Genomic DNA, 18,452 nt, shown 5'->3' on the forward strand with positions numbered 1-18,452 from the left:
AAGGGATGCCCCATGCAGCACGACGCCGACGTCATCGTGGTGGGAGGCGGCAACGCCGGCTTCAGTGCGGCCCACGCCGCCGCGGAGCGCGGCCGCTCGGTGATCGTCCTCGAGCGCGGCGAGGGCCCCACGGCCGGCGGCAACAGCTTCTTCACTGCGGGCGCCACCCGCATCGCCCACGAGGGCCTCGCCCAGCTCCAGGAGTTCGTCGAGCCGGACGACCGCCACGCCGTCTCCACCGTCCCGCCCTACTGCGAGCAGGAGTACCTCGCGGATCTCGAGCGCGTCACCGAGGGCCGCAACGACCCGGAGCTCAGCGCCGTGCTCGTCGCCGAGGCCCAGCCCACCCTGCGCTGGCTCGCGGGCCTGGGCCTGCGCTACCGCCTCATGTACGAGCGCCAGGCCTACGCCCGGCCGGACGGCACGTACCTCTTCTGGGGCGGACTGCACGTGGGCAACGTCGGCGGCGGCGAGGGCCTCGTCGCCGATCACACCGCCGTCGCCGCGCGCCTCGGGGAGGACGTCCGCTACGGGCACCGCGCGCTCGAGCTCGTCGTCGAGGACGGCGCCGTCGTGGGCGTGGTCGCCGAGCACGCGGGCGAGCGGGTGACCCTCCGCGCCGAGTCCGTGGTCCTCGCCGCGGGCGGCTTCGAGGCGAGCGCGGAGCTGCGGGCGGAGCACCTCGGCGAGCGCTGGGCCGCCGCGAAGGTGCGCGGCACGGCCTTCAACGTCGGGGACATGATCACCGCGGGGCTCGCCGTCGGCGCCGCGAAGGGCGGGGACTGGTCCACCTGCCACAGCGTCCAGTGGGACGCCTTCCACCCCCGCAACGAGGGCAACCTCGAGCTCACCAACCGCCTCACCCGGCAGTCCTACCCGCTGGGGATCCTCGTGAACACCGACGGCCGGCGCTTCCTCGACGAGGGGGCGGACTTCCGCAACTACACCTACGCCAAGTACGGCAAGGTCATCCTCGAGCAGCCCGGCTCCCTCGCCTTCCAGGTGTTCGACGCCGCGACCCGGCCGCTGCTGCGCGCCGAGGAGTACGAGATGCCCGGCGTCTCCGAGCTGCGCGCGGAGACCCTCGAGGAGCTCGCCGCGCTCATGGAGGTCCCCGCGGAGCAGCTGCGCCGCACCGTCGAGGACTTCAACGCCTCGATCGTGGAGGCGCCGCTGGATCCCACGGTCAAGGACGGCAGACGTGCCGCGACCACGCCGCCGAAGTCGAACTGGGCGAGCGCGATCGCCCAGGCGCCCTTCTACGCCTACCCCGTGACCTGCGGGATCACCTTCACCTTCGGCGGGCTCAAGGGGGACACGGAGGGCCGGGTGCTCGGTGAGCAGGGCGCGCCGATCCCGGGCCTGCTCGTGTGCGGGGAGATGCTCGGCGGGCTGTTCTCCACGAACTACCCCGGCGGCTCGGGTCTCGCCGCGGGCGCCGTCCTCGGCCGCCGCGCAGGAATGATCGCGTGAGCCCCACTAGGCTCACCGCTCAGCACACCCCGCACCCGCCAGGAGGACCGGAATGAGTGGTCGTCACGACCGCGAGAGCATCTTCGCGCTCCTGCACGCGGAGATCCTCGACGGAACCCTCGCCCCCGGCACGCCCCTGCGCGAGGTGGCGCTCGCGGAGCGCTTCGAGGTCTCCCGCACCCCCGTGCGGGACGCCCTGTCCCGCCTCGAGCAGGCGGGCCTGCTCACCCGCGCCCAGCGGGGCCTCGAGGTGCAGAGCGTGGACCCGCAGACGATCATGCAGGTCTACGACGCGCGCATCCTGCTCGAGGAGCAGGTCGCAGGGGACGCGGCCCTGCAGCGCACGGTGAGCGACGTGCTGCGCATCGAGGCCCTGCTCGAGCGGGACCGCGCGCTCACCGCCCGGGACGACGCCGCGCTCATCCGCGCGAACCTCGAGTTCCACCACGCCGTGTGGACGGCGAGCCACAACCCGGTGCTGCAGGACCTGCTCGCCCAGCTCTCCCGCCACCTCGTCCACGCCCCCCATTCGACGCTCACCGTCGAGGGCCGCTGGGAGCAGGCGCTCGAGGAGCACGCCCGGCTCGTCGCCGCGATCTCCGCGCGGGACGTGGACGCCGCCCGCGCGACCGCCCGTGCGCACTTCGAGACCGCCCGCGCGATCCGCCTGGACCTGTTGCGCGCCTCCGCGCGCGAGGAGACCACGGCCTCCGCCGCCGGCTGACCTCGTGCGCACCGCGCGCACGTCGGCGCCGGCAGGTCCGAGGACCCGCCGGCGCCGAGGTGCTCCGGCTCAGCTGAGGAAGCGGTCGTAGGCGGCGTTGGTGAGGAAGGCCGGGAAGTCCTCGCCGAGGACGGCGTCCCGCAGCAGCTCGGCGGCGTCGGCCGCGCGGCTGCCCTCCTCGCGGCCCATCTCCTCCGCGTAGCGCTCGATGAGGAACTCGACCTTCTCGCGCACCACGGGCATCCCGTCGGCCGTGGTCATGCCCTGGTTGATCCACAGCCACAGCTGCGAGCGGGAGATCTCGGCGGTCGCGGCGTCCTCCATGAGGTGGTCGATCGCCGCGGCGCCCTGGCCGCGGAGCCAGCTGTCGAGGTAGCGCAGCGCGACCCGCACGTTCTGGCGGACCCCGGTCTCGGTGATCGCGGCGCCCTCCACGGACATGTCCAGCAGGTCCTCCGCGGTGACGTGCACGTCCTCGCGCAGGCGGTGTCGCTGGTCCGGGTCGGTGCCGAGCACGGCGTCGAACTCCGCCTGCGCGGCGGGCACGAGGTCCGGGTGCGCCACCCAGGTGCCGTCGAAGCCGTCGGTCGCCTCGCGGCGCTTGTCCTCGGAGACCATCTCGAGCGCCTGCCGGGTGACCTCCGGGTCGCGGCGGTCCGGGATGAAGGCGCTCATGCCGCCGATCGCGTGGGCCCCGCGCTGGTGGCAGGTGCTCACCAGCAGCTCCGTGTACGCCCGCATGAACGGGACGGACATGGTGAGCTCGCCGCGGTCCGGCAGCACGCGGCGGCGGCCGCGGTCGCGGAACATCTTGATGACGCTGAAGAGGTAGTCCCAGCGGCCCGCGTTCAGGCCCGCGCAGTGGTCGCGCAGCTCGTAGAGGATCTCCTCCATCTCGAAGGCCGCGGGGAGGGTCTCGATGAGCACCGTCGCGCGGATCGTGCCGTGCTCGAGGCCCAGCTCCCGCTCGGTCTCCGTGAACACCTCGTCCCAGAGCCGCGCCTCCTGGTGGGACTCGAGCTTGGGGAGGTAGAAGTACGGGCCGCGGCCGCGCTCGATCAGCTCGCGGGCGTTGTGGAAGGCGTAGAGGCCGAAGTCCACGAGGCCGGCGACGGCCCGCCCGGTGCGGCCGCGGGGGCAGGTGTAGCGCAGGTGCGCCTCGCTCAGGTGCCAGCCGCGGGGGCGCAGCACGATCGTCGGGGTCTCCTCGCCGAGGCGGTACTCCTTGCCCTGCGGGGAGGTGAAGTCGATCTGCCGACGGATCGCGTCGAACAGGTTCACCTGCCCGCCGACGATGTTCTCCCAGGTGGGGCTGAGGGCGTCCTCGTGGTCGGCGAGCCAGACGCGGGCGCCGGAGTTCATGGCGTTGATCGCCATCTTCCGGTCGGTGGGGCCGGTGATCTCCACGCGGCGGTCCTCGAGGCCGGGGCCGGGGCCCGCGACCCTCCAGCCCGGGTCCTCGCGGATCGCGGCGGTCTCGGGGAGGAAGTCGAACATGGAGCCCGCGCCGATCGCGTCGCGGCGCAGCTCGCGGGTGCGCAGCAGCTGGTAGCGGCGGTTCTCGTAGAGGTCGTGGAGGTGGGCGACGAAGTCGAGCGCCTCGGGGGTGAGGATCTCGTCGAACCGGTCGTGCATCGGGCCCAGCACGGTGAGCGTGCCGCGGGGCTCGTCGCCCCGCTCGGTGGTGGTGGTCGTGGTGCGGTCCTGGGTGATGGTCATCGTTCTGCTCCTGCTCGGGAGGTGGGGCCGGATGGTCGGGGGCCGGCGGGCGCTCAGTGGAACTGGGCGGTCTCGGTGGAGCCGGCGAGGGCGAGGGTGCTGCTGCCCGGGTTCAGCGCGGTCGCGACCCGGTCGAAGTACCCGGTGCCCACCTCGGCCTGGTGGCGATGGGCGGTGAAGCCGGCGGCGGCGGAGGCGAACTCCGCCTCCTGCAGGTCGACGAAGGCGCTCATCTGGCGCTCCTCGTAGCCCCGGGCCAGCTCGAACATGCCGTGGTTGAGGGAGTGGAACCCGGCGAGGGTGATGAACTGGAAGGCGTAGCCCATGGCGGCGAGCTCGCGCTGGAAGCGGGCGATCTCGTCGTCGTCGAGGTGGCGCTTCCAGTTGAAGCTGGGCGAGCAGTTGTAGGCGAGGCGCTGCTCGGGGAAGTCCGCGTGGATCCGCTCGGCGAAGGCGCGGGCCAGCTCGAGGTCCGGCTCCGCGGACTCCACCCACAGCAGGTCCGCGTAGGGGGCGTAGGCGAGGCCGCGGGCGATGACGGGCTCGATGCCCGGTCGCACCTCGTAGAAGCCCTCCGCGGTGCGCTCCCCGGTGAGGAACTCGCGGTCCCGCTCGTCGATGTCGCTGGTCAGCAGGTTCGCGGCGAGGGCGTCGGTGCGGGCGATGATGACGGAGGGCACGCCGGCGACGTCCGCGGCGAGGCGGGCGGCGTTCAGGGTGCGCACGTGCTGGGAGGTCGGGATGAGGACCTTGCCGCCCATGTGCCCGCACTTCTTCTCGCTCGCGAGCTGGTCCTCCCAGTGCACGCCCGCGGCGCCCGCCTCGATCATCGAGAGCATGAGCTCGTAGGCGTTCAGCGGGCCGCCGAACCCGGCCTCGGCGTCGGCGACGACGGGCGCGAGCCAGTCGCGGCTCGTGGTGCCGGTCTCCGCGTGCTCGATCTGGGCGGCGCGCATGAGCGCATTGTTGATGCGCCGCACGACGTGGGGCACCGAGTTGGCTGGGTAGAGGGACTGGTCGGGGTAGGTCTTGCCGGAGAGGTTCGCGTCGGCCGCGACCTGCCAGCCGGAGAGGTAGATGGCCTTGAGGCCGGCGCGCACCTGCTGCACGGCCTGGTTGCCGGTGAGGGCGCCGAGCGCCCGGACCCAGCGGGTGGGGTCCTCGGCGTTCTCCTCGACGAGCTGCCAGAGGGTCTCGGCCCCGCGGCGGGCGAGGGTGTGCTCCTCGCGGACGGGGCCGGCGAGGGAGAGGACGTCCTCCGCGGTGTGGTCCCGGCGGACGCCGCGCCAGCGGGGGTCCACCTCCCAGGAGGCGGCGAGCTCGGCGGCGGTGACGTCCTGGTCTCCGTGGCGACGGGTGAACTGGTCCATGATGGCCTCCTTCGGCCGCAGCGTTGCGGGGGAACACCGGTGAACTTCACCGGGTGCTCACACTCTGGTGCCCCCGCAACCCCCTGCGAAGGGGAGATTCCGAAGAACTTTCCCCGAAGTTCTGTCCTGGAGAACTTCCACGTGGCACCCTGCCTCCATGGCGCACGACGACGTGACCCCCGCCCCCGGCCGCTCCCCCGCGGCCACGTTCCCCGACGAGGACCCCACCGACCAGCTCACCGTCGGCCGGCGCATCCGCGCCCGCCGCCTCGAGCAGGGGCTCTCCCTGCGCGAGCTCGCGCAGGCGCTGGACCGCGCCCCCTCCCAGCTCTCCGTCATCGAGAACGGCCGCCGCGAGCTGCGACTCGGCGAGCTGCGCCGCATCGCCGCGGTGCTCGAGGTGGAGGTCGCGGACCTCCTGCGCCCCGAGCCGCCCACGCGCCGCGCGGCCCTCGAGATCGCCCTCGAGCGGGCCCAGGCCGGCGCCCTCTACCAGGGCCTCGACCTGCCCGAGCTGCCCGTGCGCCGCTCGCTGAGCGACGCCGCGATCGAGACGATCCTCGGGCTGCACGAGGAGCTGCGACGGCTCCATGAGGAGCGCGCGGCGACCCCGGAGGAGGCCCGCCGCGTCAACGGCCAGCTGCGCGAGGAGCAGTCCCGCAGCGGCAACTACTCCCCCGAGCTCGAGGCCACCGCCCGGGAGCTGCTGGACCGGATCGACCACGCCGGCGGCCCCCTCTCCCACCGCAAGGTCTCCCTGCTCGCCGGGGAGCTCGGCTTCACCCTGCACTCGGTGCCGGACCTCCCCCACTCCACCCGCTCGATCACCGACGCGGAGACGATGCGGATCTACCTGCCGCTCGAGCGGGGCGGTGCCGACCCGCGGATCACGGTGCTGCAGGCGATCGCCGCGCACGTGCTCGGCGAGCAGGAGCCGGCGGACTACGGCGAGCTGCTGCGCCAGCGGGTCGAGGTCAACTACCTCGCCTCCGCGCTGCTGCTGCCGGAGGAGGGCGCGGCGGAGTTCCTGCGGGCCGCGAAGGCGCAGCGGGAGCTGTCCGTGGAGGACCTGCGGGACGAGTTCGCGGTGAGCTACGAGATGGCCGCGCACCGCTTCACGAACCTCGTCACCCGCCACCTCGACATCCCCGTGCACTTCCTCAAGACCCATTCGAGCGGGGCGATCCTCAAGGCGTACCAGAACGACGAGGTGCGCTTCCCGACGGACGCCCTCGGCGCCGTCGAGGGGCAGGTCGTGTGCCGCTGGTGGAGCGCGCGGCAGGTGTTCATGAGCGAGGACCGGATGAGCCCGTACTGCCAGTACACGGACAAGCCCGGCGGCACCTACTGGTGCACCTCGCACATCGAGTCCGGGCAGGGCGGGGAGTACTCGATCTCCGTGGGCACGCGCTTCGAGCACACGCGCTGGTTCCGCGGTCGGGAGACCACGCGCCGCTTCGCCTCCTCGTGCCCCGATCCCACGTGCTGCCGTCGCCCCCGGCCCGAGCTCGCGGAGCGCTGGCAGGGCTCCGCGTGGCCCGTGGCGCGGCTGCACGCCTCGCTGCTCGCGGCGATGCCGTCGGGCACCTTCACCGGGGTGGACCGGGTCGCGATGCTCGAGTTCCTGGACCGGCACGCCCCGCAGCAGCAGTAGTGCGGGAGCTCAGCGGCTCAGAGGAGACTGCCGAGCAGCAGGCCGATCGCGGCCGACGTGGTCGCCGCGACGAGCGTGCCCAGCGCGTTCACGATCCCGTCGCGGCGCCGGCCCGCCTGCAGCAGCCGCACCGTCTCGAGGCTCGCGGTGGAGAAGGTCGTGTACCCGCCGAGGAAGCCCGTGCCGAGCACGAGCTGCGCCGATCCGGCCAGCAGGTGCTGGCCGACCATCCCCGTGACCAGGCCCAGCAGGAAGGAGCCGGTCACGTTGATGAGGATCGTGCCCCAGGGCAGCGACTCCCCCGCCCGGGAGCGGATCACGCCGTCCAGGGCGAAGCGGGTCGCGGCGCCGAGCCCGCCCGCGAGGGAGAGCAGCACGAACAGCAGCGGGCTCATCGCTCACCCCGGCGCCGGGCGAGGGCGGCGCCGGCCATGATGCCGGCGAGGCTCGCCCCGGCGCCCAGCAGCAGTGTCGCCGCGACGTAGGCGAGCGCGAGCAGCGGTCGGCCCGCGCCGAGCAGGCCGGCGGTCGCGACCGCGAAGGTCGAGTAGGTGGTGAAGCCCCCGAGCACGCCCGTGCCGAGGCCCAGGCGCAGCAGGCGGCGCCGTCCCGCGTCCGGTCCGCTGCGGGCGAGGGCCTCGAGCAGCAGGCCCAGCAGGAACGCGCCGATCACGTTGATGCCGACGATCACCCAGGCCACGTCGCCCGTGGCGGGGAACGCGAGGCTCAGCCCCTCCCGCGCCGCGGTGCCGAGCGTGCCGCCCGCGAGGACCACGGCGAGCAGGCCGGGCCGCAAGTGCGCGGGGCGGCTCTCCGAGGTCGTCACGCGCTCTCCCCGGCGAGGATCGCGGCGTACCCCGCGCGATGGTCGGGCACCTCGAGATGCCCGAGGAGGCGATGGAGCGCGGCGCCGTCGAGCACGGTGCCCGCGCCCGGGTCCGGCAGAGCCCGAGGAGGCACCGGCAGGTCCAGCCGCGCGGCGATGTGGCCCACGACCTCGCCGAGCGGCGCCGGTGCGGCGTCCACCGCGTGCAGCAGCCGGGGCGGTTCGGGGACCTCGAGCAGGGCGACGACGGCCCGGGCGAGATCCTGCTCGTGGATGCGATTGGTGCGACGGTCGTGCTCGACGGGCCGCTGCTCGCGCACGGCGCGGATCAGGCGGTCACGGCCGGGACCGTAGATCCCGGCGGCGCGCAGCACGATCGCGTCGAAGAGCTCCCGCGCCGCCTCCTCCCCCTCCACGAGCCGGCGCGCGCGCTCCGATCGGGGGCGTGGAGGATCCGCCTCGGTGAGCGGACGGCTCGCGTCGTATCCCTCGAGCACCCGCGTCGAGGAGATCAGGACGGTGCGGACGGGCAGCGCCCGCACGGCGTCGCGGAGATGCTGCAGCGGCGCGCGGAGGTCGGCGAAGCCCGAGGGCGGCAACGTGATGACCAGGGCATCCGCCGGCGGCAACGGGGACGTGAGCGGTGCGGAGAGATCCGCGGCGACCGGGATGATCCCAGCTGGCAGGTTGCGGGGATCACGCCTGAGCCCCAGGACCTCGCCGCCGCCCTCCTGGAGCAGCGCGGCGATGCGCAGACCGAGCCGCCCGCAGCCCGCGATCAACGTCGTCCGTCCCATCAGGCGCCTCCCTCTCCGTCTCTGCCGACGTTCCCGCCGCACGAGCTGCGGCGATGGCTGACACTACCCCGCCCCGCAGCGCGGCCCGACCCACGGCCCGGGTCGCGGAGGGCGCTGCACGCAGGGCACGCCCGCGAGCGCCGAGTAACACGCGTAGCGTTTCTGCTGATACGAACGTTACGTACGTTAGACTGGGGGAGCGTGCAGAGATCCACACGCGCCGGACCAGGGAGAACGTCATGACCGAGCAGAACAGCACCGAGACCCAGCCCCTCTCCGAGGCCGAGGAGCGCGCGCTGCAGGCCGCCGAGGCCCTCGCCGCCGCCGATCAGCCGGTCACCGCGCGCTCCGTCCGCGAACGGGCCGGCGTCGCCATGGCCGTCGCGAGCGCCGCCGCCACCGCCTGGAACGAGAAGGTCGCCGCCGCAGAGGCCGTCCCGGACATGCCCGACGACGTGCTGCGCCGCTTCGCAGGCGTCTGGGCGGCCGCCCACGAGCAGGCCAAGGGCGCCTTCACCGAGGAGCGGGACGGCCTCCGCGCCTATGTGCGGGAGGTCGAGGCCGAGCGCGACGGCCTGATCTCCGACCTCGAGCAGGAGGAGAGCCGGCGCGAGCAGGAGGTCGCCGCCGTCGAGGACCAGCTCGAGGAGGCGCGGCTCGTCATCACGGACCGCGAGCGCCAGCTCGAGGAGCAGCGCGAGCGGTACGAGGAGCAGGTCGCCGCCCAGCAGGACGAGCTGATCGAGACCCGCACCCGGGCCGAGCGCGCGGAGGCGGCGCTCACGGCGCTGCAGGACGCCCTGGGCCCCGCGCTGGCTCCGCTCATCGCCGCGGCGCAGAAGAACACCGCCGAGGAGCCCTCGGCGCGCTGACGACCGCACCTCAGACGGACATGCAGAAGGCCCCTCCCGGAGGAGGGGCCTTCTGGTGGATCTGTCCGTGGAGACTAGGGGGGTCGAACCCCTGACCTGAAGCTTGCAAAGCTACCGCTCTACCAACTGAGCTAAGTCCCCTGATGCAGTTGTGGTGCTGCAGCCCGTGGCCGCGTCCCGCCGGGAGGTCAGGCCCGCGGTGCGGGGACGGACTCCGTGGTGTAGACGGTCTCGGCGCGAGGAGCATCCTGCTCGGAGGAGATCTTCTCGGCCTCGGCCCAGAGATCGTCGCGGTGCTGGTCCGCCTCGACCTTGCGCCAGACGAGGACTCCTGCGACGGCGCTTCCGGCCAGCAGGGCGGTGTACGCGAGAAGCTTCTTCACGAGTCCTCCGATCATGGGAGTGGGCCTAACTGGACTTGAACCAGTGACCTCTGTCTTATCAGGACAGCGCTCTAACCGACTGAGCTATAGGCCCATGGGGGCTGGAACCGGATCGTACCGGGTGGGCCACCGACGCACTACTGTACGGGCGCCCCGCCTGAACGTCCAACCGAGAGCCCGTGCTGTACCCGAGGTCACAGCGGATTCGGAGGCTCGGGGCGCACGCTGGCCCTCGTAGCCCGCACGACCACCGCAGGGAAGGGGAGCCCATGACCGCCTCGCCCCCTGCCGTGCGCACCCGCTCCGCTCTCGCGGGCGTGGCCGCGGGGCTCGTGCTCGTCGCCGTCGCGGAGCTCGCGTCCCTGCTGTTCAGCGCGTCCTCCGCGCCCTTCGTCGCCGTCGGCGGCGCCTTCGTGGACCTGATCCCGGGCGCTCTGAAGGACGTGGTCGTCGCCCTGTTCGGCACGGCGGACAAGCTCGTCCTGTTCCTCTGCATGGGCGTCGTGCACCTCGCCCTCACGGCCGGGATCGGGCTGCTCGGCACGCGCCGCATCGGGGACGCGGTGCTCGCGCTCACGGCGCTCGGGGTGCTCGCCGCCGTCGTCGTCATGACCCGGCCGGAGAACGCCCCGGCGAGCATGCTGCCCACGCTGCTCGGCACCGCCGTCGGCGCCCCCGCCCTGCTGCTGCTCCTGCGCGGCGCCGCCCGGGAGCGGGAGCCCGGTGACGGCGCCGGCCGGCGCGACCTGCTCGTCAGCGGCGCCGTCGCGATCGGTGCGGTGCTGCTGGGCGCCGGCGCGCGGGTCGTGAACGCCGGGCGCTCCGCCGCGGAGGCCGCGGCCCGCCGCTTCACGATCCCCACGCCCACAGCGCCGGCCCCCGCGGTCCCGGCGAGCGCGCAGGTCACTCTCGAGGGCATGCCCGACGTTGTCACCACGAACACCGACTTCTACCGCATCGACACGGCCCTCGCCGTGCCGCGCGTTGACCCCTCGACCTGGTCCCTGCGCATCGTGGGCCTCGTGGACCAGGAGCTCACCCTGAGCTTCGAGGAGCTGCTCGCCGAGCCCGCGATCGAGACCACGGTGACGCTCACCTGCGTCTCCAACACGGTGGGCGGGGATCTCGCCGGCAACGCCCGCTGGATCGGCGTGCCCGTGCGCACCCTGCTCGCCCGCGCCGGCGTGCAGGACGGCGCGGACATGGTCCTCTCCCGCTCGGTGGACGGCTTCACCGCCTCCACCCCGCTCGAAGCGCTCACGGATGACCGCGACGCGATCCTCGCGGTCGCCATGAACGGGGAGGCGCTGCCGCCGGAGCACGGCTACCCGGTGCGGATGGTCGTGCCGGGCCTGTACGGCTACGTCTCGGCGACCAAGTGGGTCGAGGGGCTGACGGTGACCCGCTTCGCCGACGCGACCGCCTACTGGACGGACCGCGGCTGGTCGGAGAAGGGGCCGATCAAGACCGCCTCCCGCATCGACGTGCCGCGCGACGGGGCACGGGTGCGGGCGGACGACGCCGGCGCCGTGACCCTGGGCGGCACCGCCTGGGCGCAGCACCGCGGGGTGAATGGCGTGCAGGTCCAGCTCGACGACGACCCCTGGCAGGACGCGACCCTCGCCACCGCCATCAGCGGCGACACCTGGGTGCAGTGGTCGCTGAACTGGGCCGACGCCACTCCCGGCGAGCACACGGCCCGGGTGCGGGCCACGGACGGCACCGGGGAGCTGCAGACCTCGAAGGTCGCCTCCCCCGCGCCCGACGGGGCGAGCGGCTGGCACGAAGTGTCCTTCACCGTGCGCTGAGCCCGGGGGTCGGGGCGTGTCTCAGGGACGGGGCAGTCCGTCGGGCAGGTCGAGGCCGTGGGAGGCGAGCAGGGCGCGGGCGTCCTCCGGATCCGCGGCGAGGCGCGCGCAGACCTCCGCCGCGTCCCCCTCGAAGGGATCGGGGTCCACGAGCGCGGCGAGCCGGTCGAACAGCTCCTGCTGGCTCGCATGCAGCGGCAGCGGGCGCAGGCGGCCGATCACCCCGTGCCGGCTCGCGTAGACCTCCGCCGCCGCGGGAGCCTCTCCGGCGGCGAGCTCGAGCGGGAACGGGCCGACGGGGAGGGCAAGACGCTCGTAGTTGGGCTCGGTGACGTCGATCGCCTCGCGCTGCTCGGTGGTGACCCACAGCCCGGTGACCTCCGTGCGCGCGCCTGGCGCGGCGAAGGGCGCGGCGGGGACGTAGCCGGGGGCGGAGGCGTGCGCGCTGTGCCCGACGGCGATCCCGGTGACATGAGCGGTGACCAGCACGGTCGCGGCCTGCGCGTCCTGCAGCAGCCCGGCGTGGGCGTACTTCGCGGCGATCACCTGCGGGTTCCGGTTGGAGCCGACGGCGAGCACAAGATGACGGCCCTCGAGCCCTGCGGCGCCGAGGCGGGCGAGCGCGGCGTCGGCGGCGGGGAGATCCGCGGCGGGCTCGGCGGCGCCGCCGGCCCCGAGGACGGCGAGCGGCGGGAGCGCCTCGGGCCAGGGGTAGTCCTGCGGGGGGCGGGGCGCGGCGTCATGCATGTCGCCGAGCGTAGCGGTGCAGGACGCCGCCGGGCGCGCCGCATCCTGGCCGTCGCCGCAGGGCAGGCTCGTCGCCGCGGAGACTGGTGCCATGACCTCCCCCGCCGCCCTGGATCCCGCCTACGAGCTCACGACCGAGCGCGAGCGCATCGACGTCGCGCGCGTGCACCGGCTGCTGCTGGACCACGCATACTGGGCGGCCGGTCGGAGCCGCGAGCAGCAGGTGGCGATCGTCGCGGTGTCCCGCAACTACGGCCTGCTCGAGCGGGCCACGGGACGGCAGGTCGGCTACGCGCGCATCGTCACCGACAGCGTGACCTTCGCCTGGCTCGCGGACGTCGTTGTCGACCCCGCCCATCGTTCCCGGGGACTCGGCGCCGCCCTCGTGGACGGGATCCTCGCGGACCTCGAGCCCCTGGGCCTGAAGCGCGTGCTGCTCAAGGCCTCGCCGGAGGGGGCTTCGCTCTACGTCCGTGCGGGCTTCGAGGCGCTCGAGGACCCCGAGGCGTGGATGGTGCGGCGGCGGCGCTGAGCCGCTCGGGCGGGCGCGCGCCTAGGCTGGCGGCATGAACGAGCAGCGCGCGATCGACGCCCTGGAGGCCTCGGGCCTCGACTTCGAGATCACCCGCCACGGGCGGGTGGGCTCCCTCGCGGAGGCGGCGGCCGCCCGCGGCGTGCAGTCGCGGGACATCGTGAAAACACTCGTGGTGCGGCGCGGCGAGGGCGACTTCCTGTTCGTGCTCGTCCCCGGGGACCGGGAGATCTCCTGGCCGCTGCTGCGGTCGCTGCTCGGCGTGAACCGCCTGTCCATGCCGGACAAGGAGGTCGCGAAGGACGTCACCGGATACGAGCGCGGCACCATCACGCCCTTCGGTTCGACGACGGCCTGGCCGGTCGTCGCGGACGCCTCCCTCGTGGGGGACCCGGAGCGTCGGATCTCCGTGGGCGCGGGGGCGCACGGCACGGCCGCAACGGTGAGCGCCGAGGCCGCGCTCGGCTTCCTCGACGCACAGGTCGCCGACGTCACCGAGCTCCAGCAGGGCTGAGCGCCCTCGCCCCGCTCAGGCGGCGAGGGCGTGGTCCACGAGCACCTCGGCGGCGGCGCGGGCATGGGCCGCGGCGCTGGGCTCGCCGGCGATCGCGGCGGTGGACTGAGCGCCCTCGGCGAGCAGGGAGAGCTGGGCGGCGAGCTGCTCCCCGCCGGCCACGTCCTCCCCTACGAGCTCGACCATGGTGCGCTGGAAGGCGGCCTTGTGGTCGCGGACGATCTGCGCGACCTGCTCGTCGGTCCCGGAGAGCTCGCCCCAGGCGCGCAGGAAGGCGCAGCCGCGGAAGGTGGGGTCCACGAACCATTCGGCGAGGTGGTCGAAGACGGCGAGCATGCGTGCGCGGCGGTCCTCCCCGGCGAGGTCGACCTTCGCGGCGAGCGCGTCCTCCCACTCCACGCGGCGGCGGGCGAGCACCGCAGCGACGATGTCCTCCTTGGAGGGGAAGAGCCCGTAGAGCCGGCGCAGGGAGACGCCGGCCTCGGTGCGCAGCGCGTCCATGCCGACGGCGCCGTAGCCGCGCTCGTAGTAGAGCCGCTCCGCCGTCGCCAGGATCCTCTCGCGGGCCTCGTCCTCGTCCATCCCGTCATGGTACTTGACACGAGAACGCACGTTCTCTAGTTTGTGATCCATCGGCGAGAACGCCCGTTCTCACCTCTTCCGGAAGGACACCCGTCATGGGGACCATCACCGTCGGCACCGAGAACTCCACCCCCGTCGAGCTGTACTACGAGGACCACGGCGAGGGCCGCCCCGTCCTCCTCATCCACGGCTACCCGCTCGACGGCCACAGCTGGGAGCTGCAGACCCGCGCCCTGCTCGAGTCCGGCCACCGCGTCATCACCTACGACCGCCGCGGCTTCGGGAAGTCCTCGAAGGTCACCACCGGCTACGACTACGACACCTTCGCCGACGACCTCCACCAGGTCCTCGAGACCCTCGACCTGCGCGACGTCACCCTCGTCGGCTTCTCGATGGGCACCGGCGAGCTCGCCCGCTACGTCGCCCGCCACGGCCACGAGCGCATCGCGCGCCTCGCCTTCCTCGCCTCGCTCGAGCCCTTCCTCGTCCGGCGCGAGGACAACCCCGAGGGCGTGGACCAGAGCGTCTTCGACGGCATCGTCGAGGCCGCCCGCGGCGACCGCTACGCCTGGTACACCCAGTTCTTCGCCGACTTCTACAACCTCGACGAGACCCTCGGCTCCCGGATCAGCCAGGAGGCCGTGGACGGCAGCTGGAACGTGGCCATCTCGAGCGCCCCCACCGGCGCCTACGCCGTCGTCCCCAGCTGGATCGAGGACTTCCGCGGGGACGTCGCCGCCGTGAAGGAGACGGGTCTGCCCGTGCTCATCCTCCACGGCACCGGAGACCGCATCCTCCCGATCGACGCGACCGGACGCCGCTTCCACGCGCTGCTGCCGGACGCCGAGTACGTCGAGATCGAGGGCGCGCCGCACGGCCTGCTGCGCACCCACGCCGAGGAGGTCAACGCGGCGCTGCTGCCCTTCGTCGGCGCCTGAGGCACCAGGGACGACGACAGCGGGCGCGCACCCCTCGAGGGGTGCGCGCCCGCTGCTCTCCGCGCCGGGGCCCGGATCAGTCGTCGGTGAAGGTGAACTTCAGCCCGCCCAGCAGGGCGGCGACGAGGTTGTACAGGAACGCCAGCAGCGTGCCGAGCGCCGTGATGATCACGACGTTCACCACGGCCACCACGGTCCCGTAGGAGACGAACTTCGAGAAGCTGAAGAAGTCCATGAACGGCAGCGCGTCACCGCCGTTGAGGTCCTTGCCCAGCTGGTCGATCTGCGCCCACAGGCCGATCGCGTCGACGAGGTTCCACAGCAGCACCACGGCCACCACGGTCGCCAGGCCGATCGCGAGCGCGACGAGGAAGGACAGCTTCATCACCGAGAACGGGTCGATCCGGGCGAGGGTCAGCCGCACACGGCGCGGGCCGCGGCGCTCGGCGTCCCCGGCGGGCTTCTTCACGGGGCTGCGGGAGGCGCCCTTGCCGGCGGACCCCCTGCCGCTGCCCAGGCCGGCCTCGGAGGGCGAGGGCGCGCTGCCCGTGCGGGCGGCCTTCCCCTTCTCCTGGAAGGCGGGAAGCGACGAGGTCTCGTCGGGCGAGGTCCCCTTGGAGGTGCTCGAGGTCACGGATCACTCCTCGGTGATGTCGGCGTCGGTCCCGGCTTCGGCCGGGTCGGACTGGTCAGAGCCTAGCCCGTCAGCGGTCCCCGGTTCCGCACCGGCGTCACCCTCGGACGGAGCCTCCACAGCATCGCCACCCGCGGCCGGCTCGAGATCGGGCCGCTCCTCGGGGTCGACCGCCTCCTCGTCGATCTCGGACTCGGCGCTCGTGGTGACCAACAGGATGGTGTCGGCCTTGTCGGGCTTGGCGAACGTGACGCCCATGGTGGTGCGGCCCTTCGCGGGGACCTCCGCCACCTTCGAGCGGACCACGCGACCCTTGGCCATGACGACGAGCAGCTCGTCGGTCTCCTGGACGACGGCCGCGCCCACGAGGTGACCGCGGTCGTCGGGCAGCTTCGCGACCCGGATGCCCAGGCCGCCGCGGCCCTGCACGCGGTACTCATCGACATCGGTGCGCTTGGCGAAGCCGCCGTCGGTCACGGTGACCACGAAGGTCCCCGGCCGCACCACGTCCATCGCGAGCAGCTCGTCGTCCTCACGGAACTTCATGCCGGTCACGCCGCTCGTGGAGCGGCCCATCGGGCGCAGGACGTCGTCCGCGGCGGGCATGCGCACGCTCTGGCCGTTGCGGGAGACCAGCAGCAGCTGATCGTCCTCGTCCACGGCCCGCGCGGCGATCACGCGGTCCGGCTCGGGGCCGTCGGGACCGTCGACGTCGCGCAGGTTGATCGCGATGATGCCGCCGGTGCGGTTCGAGTCGTAGGCCGTCATCGCGGTCTTCTTCACGAGGCCCGAGCGGGTGGCGAGCACCAGGTACTCGGCGTCCTCGTAGCCGTCGATCGCGAGCACGGAGGCGATGTGCTCGTCCGGCTGGAAGGCCATGAGGTTCGCGACGTGCTGACCCTTGGCGTCACGCGGCGCCTCGGGGAGCTCGTAGCCCTTGGCACGGTAGACGCGCCCCTGGTTGGTGAAGAACAGGATCCACTGGTGGGTGGTCGTGGTGAAGAAGTGCTCGACCACGTCGTCCGTGCGCAGGGACGCGCCGCGCACGCCCTTGCCGCCGCGCTTCTGGGCGCGGTACTGGTCGGTGCGGGTGCGCTTGACGTAGCCGCCCCGCGTGATCGTGACGACCACGTCCTCCTCGGGGATGAGGTCCTCCATCGACATGTCGCCGTCGAAGGGCAGGATGCGCGTGCGGCGCTCGTCGCCGTACTTGTCGACGATCTCGCCGAGCTCCTCGGAGACGATCTGCCGCTGCCGCTCGGGGGAGGCGAGGATCGCCTTGTACTCCTCGATGAGCGCCTGCAGGCGGTCGTGCTCGTCGATGATCTTCTGGCGCTCGAGGGCGGCCAGGCGTCGCAGCTGCATCGCGAGGATCGCGTTGGCCTGGATCTCGTCGATCTCGAGCAGGCCCATGAGGCCCACGCGCGCCTCGTCGGCGTCCGGGGAGCGGCGGATCAGCGTGATGACCTCGTCGAGCGCGTCGAGCGCCTTGAGGTAGCCGCGGTAGATGTGGATCTGCTCCTCGGCCTTGCGCAGGCGGTACCGGGTGCGCCGCACGATGACCTCGATCTGGTGCTTCGTCCACTCGCGGACGAAGGAGTCGATCGAGAGCGTGCGCGGCACGCCGCCGGCGAGCGCCAGCATGTTCGCGGAGAAGTTCTCCTGCAGCTGGGTGTGCTTGTAGAGGTTGTTCAGCACCACCTTCGCCACGGCGTCCCGCTTGAGGGTCAGCACGAGGCGCTGGCCGGTGCGGCCCGAGGTCTCGTCGGTGATGTCGGCGATGCCCTGCAGGCGGCCGAGCTTCACGAGCTCCGCGATCTTGCGGGCGAGGGTGTCGGGGTTGACCTGGTAGGGCAGCTCCGTGACGACGAGCGACATGCGCCCGTTGATCTCCTCGGTGGAGACGACGGCGCGCTGGGTGATCGAGCCGCGCCCGGTGCGGTACGCCTCCTCGATGCCCTTGGTGCCCACGATCGTCGCTCCCGTGGGGAAGTCGGGGCCCTTGATGAAGCGCAGGCACGCCTCGAGCAGCTCCGGCTTCGTCGCCTCCGGGTTCGTCAGCAGCCACTGCACGGCCTCGGCGACCTCGCGCAGGTTGTGCGGCGGGATGTTCGTCGCCATGCCGACCGCGATGCCGGCGGAGCCGTTGACCAGCAGGTTCGGGAAGCGGGCCGGGAGGATCATCGGCTCGTCGACGGTGCCGTCGTAGTTGTCCTGCATGTCGACCGTGTCCTGGTCGATGTCGCGGACGAGCTCGAGGGCGAGCGGTGCCATCTTGCACTCGGTGTACCGGGGGGCGGCCGCGCCGTCGTCGCCGGCCGAGCCGAAGTTGCCCTGGCCCAGGATCAGCGGGTACCGCATCGACCACGGCTGCACGAGGCGCACCATGGCGTCGTAGATCGCCGAGTCGCCGTGGGGGTGGTAGTTGCCCATGACCTCGCCGACGACCTTCGCGCACTTCGAGAAGGAGCGGTCGGGGCGGTAGCCGCCGTCGTACATCGCGTAGACGATGCGGCGGTGCACGGGCTTCATGCCGTCGCGGACGTCCGGGAGCGCACGCCCCACGATCACGCTCATCGCGTAGTCGAGGTAGGACCTCTGCATCTCCTGGTTGAGGTCGACCTGGGTGACGCGGTCGCCCTCGCCGTCGTCGAGCGGGTCGACGAGGGTGACGGTGCGGGCCTCGGCCTCCGCGGCGGAGACCTCCGTCGCGCCCTCGGGGGTGGGGCCGGCGGGGGCGCCCGGCAGGGCGGCGTCGCCGACCCCGCTCATGGCGTCGCCCGCGGCGCCGTCCTCGGGGACGACGGGCTCATCGGGGGTCGTGGGGTCCTGAGGCGTGTCAGGGGTGTCGCTCATGGAAGGCCTTTCAGCGGTGGCCG

Annotated in this window: 18 protein-coding genes and 2 tRNA genes; 8 read left to right on the forward strand and 12 right to left on the reverse strand. The window is 73.0% G+C overall.

Going from position 1 to position 18,452, the window contains the following annotated elements:
* Nucleotides 1-12 precede the first annotated feature (12 nt).
* Nucleotides 13-1,473, forward strand: a complete 1,461-nt coding sequence (tcuA, locus tag C1N80_RS02660) for an FAD-dependent tricarballylate dehydrogenase TcuA (protein ID WP_137769368.1) — start codon at nt 13-15, stop codon at nt 1,471-1,473.
* A gap of 52 nt (nt 1,474-1,525) precedes the next feature.
* A complete protein-coding gene (locus tag C1N80_RS02665; RefSeq protein ID WP_137769369.1) occupies nt 1,526-2,197 on the forward strand; it encodes a GntR family transcriptional regulator in 672 nt (223 codons plus the stop codon).
* A gap of 69 nt (nt 2,198-2,266) precedes the next feature.
* On the opposite strand, the gene aceB is transcribed toward C1N80_RS02665, so the two are convergent.
* Together aceB and aceA are read right to left on the reverse strand one after the other, a co-directional pair.
* A complete protein-coding gene (aceB, locus tag C1N80_RS02670; protein ID WP_137769370.1) occupies nt 2,267-3,916 on the reverse strand; it encodes a malate synthase A in 1,650 nt (549 codons plus the stop codon).
* A 53-nt stretch (nt 3,917-3,969) separates the two neighbouring features.
* Nucleotides 3,970-5,286: an isocitrate lyase gene (aceA, locus tag C1N80_RS02675; protein WP_137769371.1), complete on the reverse strand. Its 1,317-nt coding sequence runs from the start codon at nt 5,284-5,286 to the stop codon at nt 3,970-3,972.
* Between the two features lie 157 nt (nt 5,287-5,443).
* Between aceA and C1N80_RS02680 the strand changes: the two genes are divergently transcribed.
* On the forward strand, nt 5,444-6,940 hold the full coding sequence (locus tag C1N80_RS02680) for a helix-turn-helix transcriptional regulator (protein WP_137769372.1): 1,497 nt from the start codon (nt 5,444-5,446) through the stop codon (nt 6,938-6,940).
* A gap of 17 nt (nt 6,941-6,957) precedes the next feature.
* Here the strand turns inward: C1N80_RS02680 and crcB are convergent, their stop codons facing one another.
* Genes crcB through C1N80_RS02695 form a run of 3 tightly spaced genes read right to left on the reverse strand, consistent with a single transcriptional unit; the run spans nt 6,958 to nt 8,563 of the window.
* Nucleotides 6,958-7,335 (reverse strand): fluoride efflux transporter CrcB, encoded by a 378-nt coding sequence (gene crcB / locus C1N80_RS02685; protein ID WP_137769373.1) that lies wholly within the window; start codon nt 7,333-7,335, stop codon nt 6,958-6,960.
* On the reverse strand, nt 7,332-7,766 hold the full coding sequence (locus C1N80_RS02690; RefSeq protein ID WP_137769374.1) for a CrcB family protein: 435 nt from the start codon (nt 7,764-7,766) through the stop codon (nt 7,332-7,334). The genes crcB and C1N80_RS02690 overlap by 4 nt, the downstream gene beginning before the upstream one ends.
* On the reverse strand, nt 7,763-8,563 hold the full coding sequence (locus tag C1N80_RS02695; protein WP_137769375.1) for a sugar nucleotide-binding protein: 801 nt from the start codon (nt 8,561-8,563) through the stop codon (nt 7,763-7,765). The genes C1N80_RS02690 and C1N80_RS02695 overlap by 4 nt, the downstream gene beginning before the upstream one ends.
* Before the next feature lie 239 nt (nt 8,564-8,802).
* On the opposite strand from C1N80_RS02695, the gene C1N80_RS02700 reads away from it, so the two are divergent.
* Nucleotides 8,803-9,435, forward strand: a complete 633-nt coding sequence (locus C1N80_RS02700) for a DNA-binding protein (protein WP_168197998.1) — start codon at nt 8,803-8,805, stop codon at nt 9,433-9,435.
* Between the two features lie 68 nt (nt 9,436-9,503).
* On the opposite strand, the gene C1N80_RS02705 is transcribed toward C1N80_RS02700, so the two are convergent.
* The 3 genes from C1N80_RS02705 to C1N80_RS02715 form a co-directional block, all read right to left on the reverse strand.
* Nucleotides 9,504-9,576 (reverse strand) — tRNA-Ala (locus C1N80_RS02705).
* Nucleotides 9,577-9,623: 47 nt separating this feature from the next.
* On the reverse strand, nt 9,624-9,833 hold the full coding sequence (locus C1N80_RS02710; RefSeq protein ID WP_168197999.1) for a DLW-39 family protein: 210 nt from the start codon (nt 9,831-9,833) through the stop codon (nt 9,624-9,626).
* A gap of 5 nt (nt 9,834-9,838) precedes the next feature.
* Nucleotides 9,839-9,912 (reverse strand) — tRNA-Ile (locus C1N80_RS02715).
* Between the two features lie 175 nt (nt 9,913-10,087).
* Between C1N80_RS02715 and C1N80_RS02720 the strand changes: the two genes are divergently transcribed.
* Complete coding sequence (locus C1N80_RS02720; protein ID WP_137769377.1) at nt 10,088-11,626, forward strand: molybdopterin-dependent oxidoreductase; 1,539 nt, start codon at nt 10,088-10,090, stop codon at nt 11,624-11,626.
* 21 nt (nt 11,627-11,647) lie between these two features.
* Here C1N80_RS02720 and C1N80_RS02725 read toward each other — a convergent pair whose 3' ends face one another.
* Nucleotides 11,648-12,373, reverse strand: a complete 726-nt coding sequence (locus C1N80_RS02725) for a hypothetical protein (RefSeq protein ID WP_137769378.1) — start codon at nt 12,371-12,373, stop codon at nt 11,648-11,650.
* 91 nt (nt 12,374-12,464) lie between these two features.
* Here C1N80_RS02725 and C1N80_RS02730 point away from each other — a divergent pair, with 91 nt between their 5' ends.
* Nucleotides 12,465-12,905 (forward strand): GNAT family N-acetyltransferase, encoded by a 441-nt coding sequence (locus C1N80_RS02730; protein WP_137769379.1) that lies wholly within the window; start codon nt 12,465-12,467, stop codon nt 12,903-12,905.
* Between the two features lie 34 nt (nt 12,906-12,939).
* Nucleotides 12,940-13,419 (forward strand): aminoacyl-tRNA deacylase, encoded by a 480-nt coding sequence (locus tag C1N80_RS02735; RefSeq protein ID WP_137769380.1) that lies wholly within the window; start codon nt 12,940-12,942, stop codon nt 13,417-13,419.
* 15 nt (nt 13,420-13,434) lie between these two features.
* On the opposite strand, the gene C1N80_RS02740 is transcribed toward C1N80_RS02735, so the two are convergent.
* Nucleotides 13,435-14,001: a TetR/AcrR family transcriptional regulator gene (locus tag C1N80_RS02740; RefSeq protein ID WP_137769381.1), complete on the reverse strand. Its 567-nt coding sequence runs from the start codon at nt 13,999-14,001 to the stop codon at nt 13,435-13,437.
* 95 nt (nt 14,002-14,096) lie between these two features.
* Here C1N80_RS02740 and C1N80_RS02745 point away from each other — a divergent pair, with 95 nt between their 5' ends.
* On the forward strand, nt 14,097-14,939 hold the full coding sequence (locus tag C1N80_RS02745; RefSeq protein ID WP_137769382.1) for an alpha/beta fold hydrolase: 843 nt from the start codon (nt 14,097-14,099) through the stop codon (nt 14,937-14,939).
* Between the two features lie 76 nt (nt 14,940-15,015).
* Here C1N80_RS02745 and C1N80_RS02750 read toward each other — a convergent pair whose 3' ends face one another.
* Both C1N80_RS02750 and gyrA read right to left on the reverse strand, forming a co-directional pair.
* On the reverse strand, nt 15,016-15,573 hold the full coding sequence (locus C1N80_RS02750) for a DUF3566 domain-containing protein (protein WP_103385031.1): 558 nt from the start codon (nt 15,571-15,573) through the stop codon (nt 15,016-15,018).
* A 3-nt stretch (nt 15,574-15,576) separates the two neighbouring features.
* Complete coding sequence (gyrA, locus tag C1N80_RS02755; RefSeq protein WP_240811206.1) at nt 15,577-18,429, reverse strand: DNA gyrase subunit A; 2,853 nt, start codon at nt 18,427-18,429, stop codon at nt 15,577-15,579.
* Nucleotides 18,430-18,452: the final 23 nt, after the last annotated feature.

This window comes from Brachybacterium sp. SGAir0954, from assembly GCF_005490785.1.
GTDB lineage: Bacteria > Actinomycetota > Actinomycetes > Actinomycetales > Dermabacteraceae > Brachybacterium > Brachybacterium rhamnosum.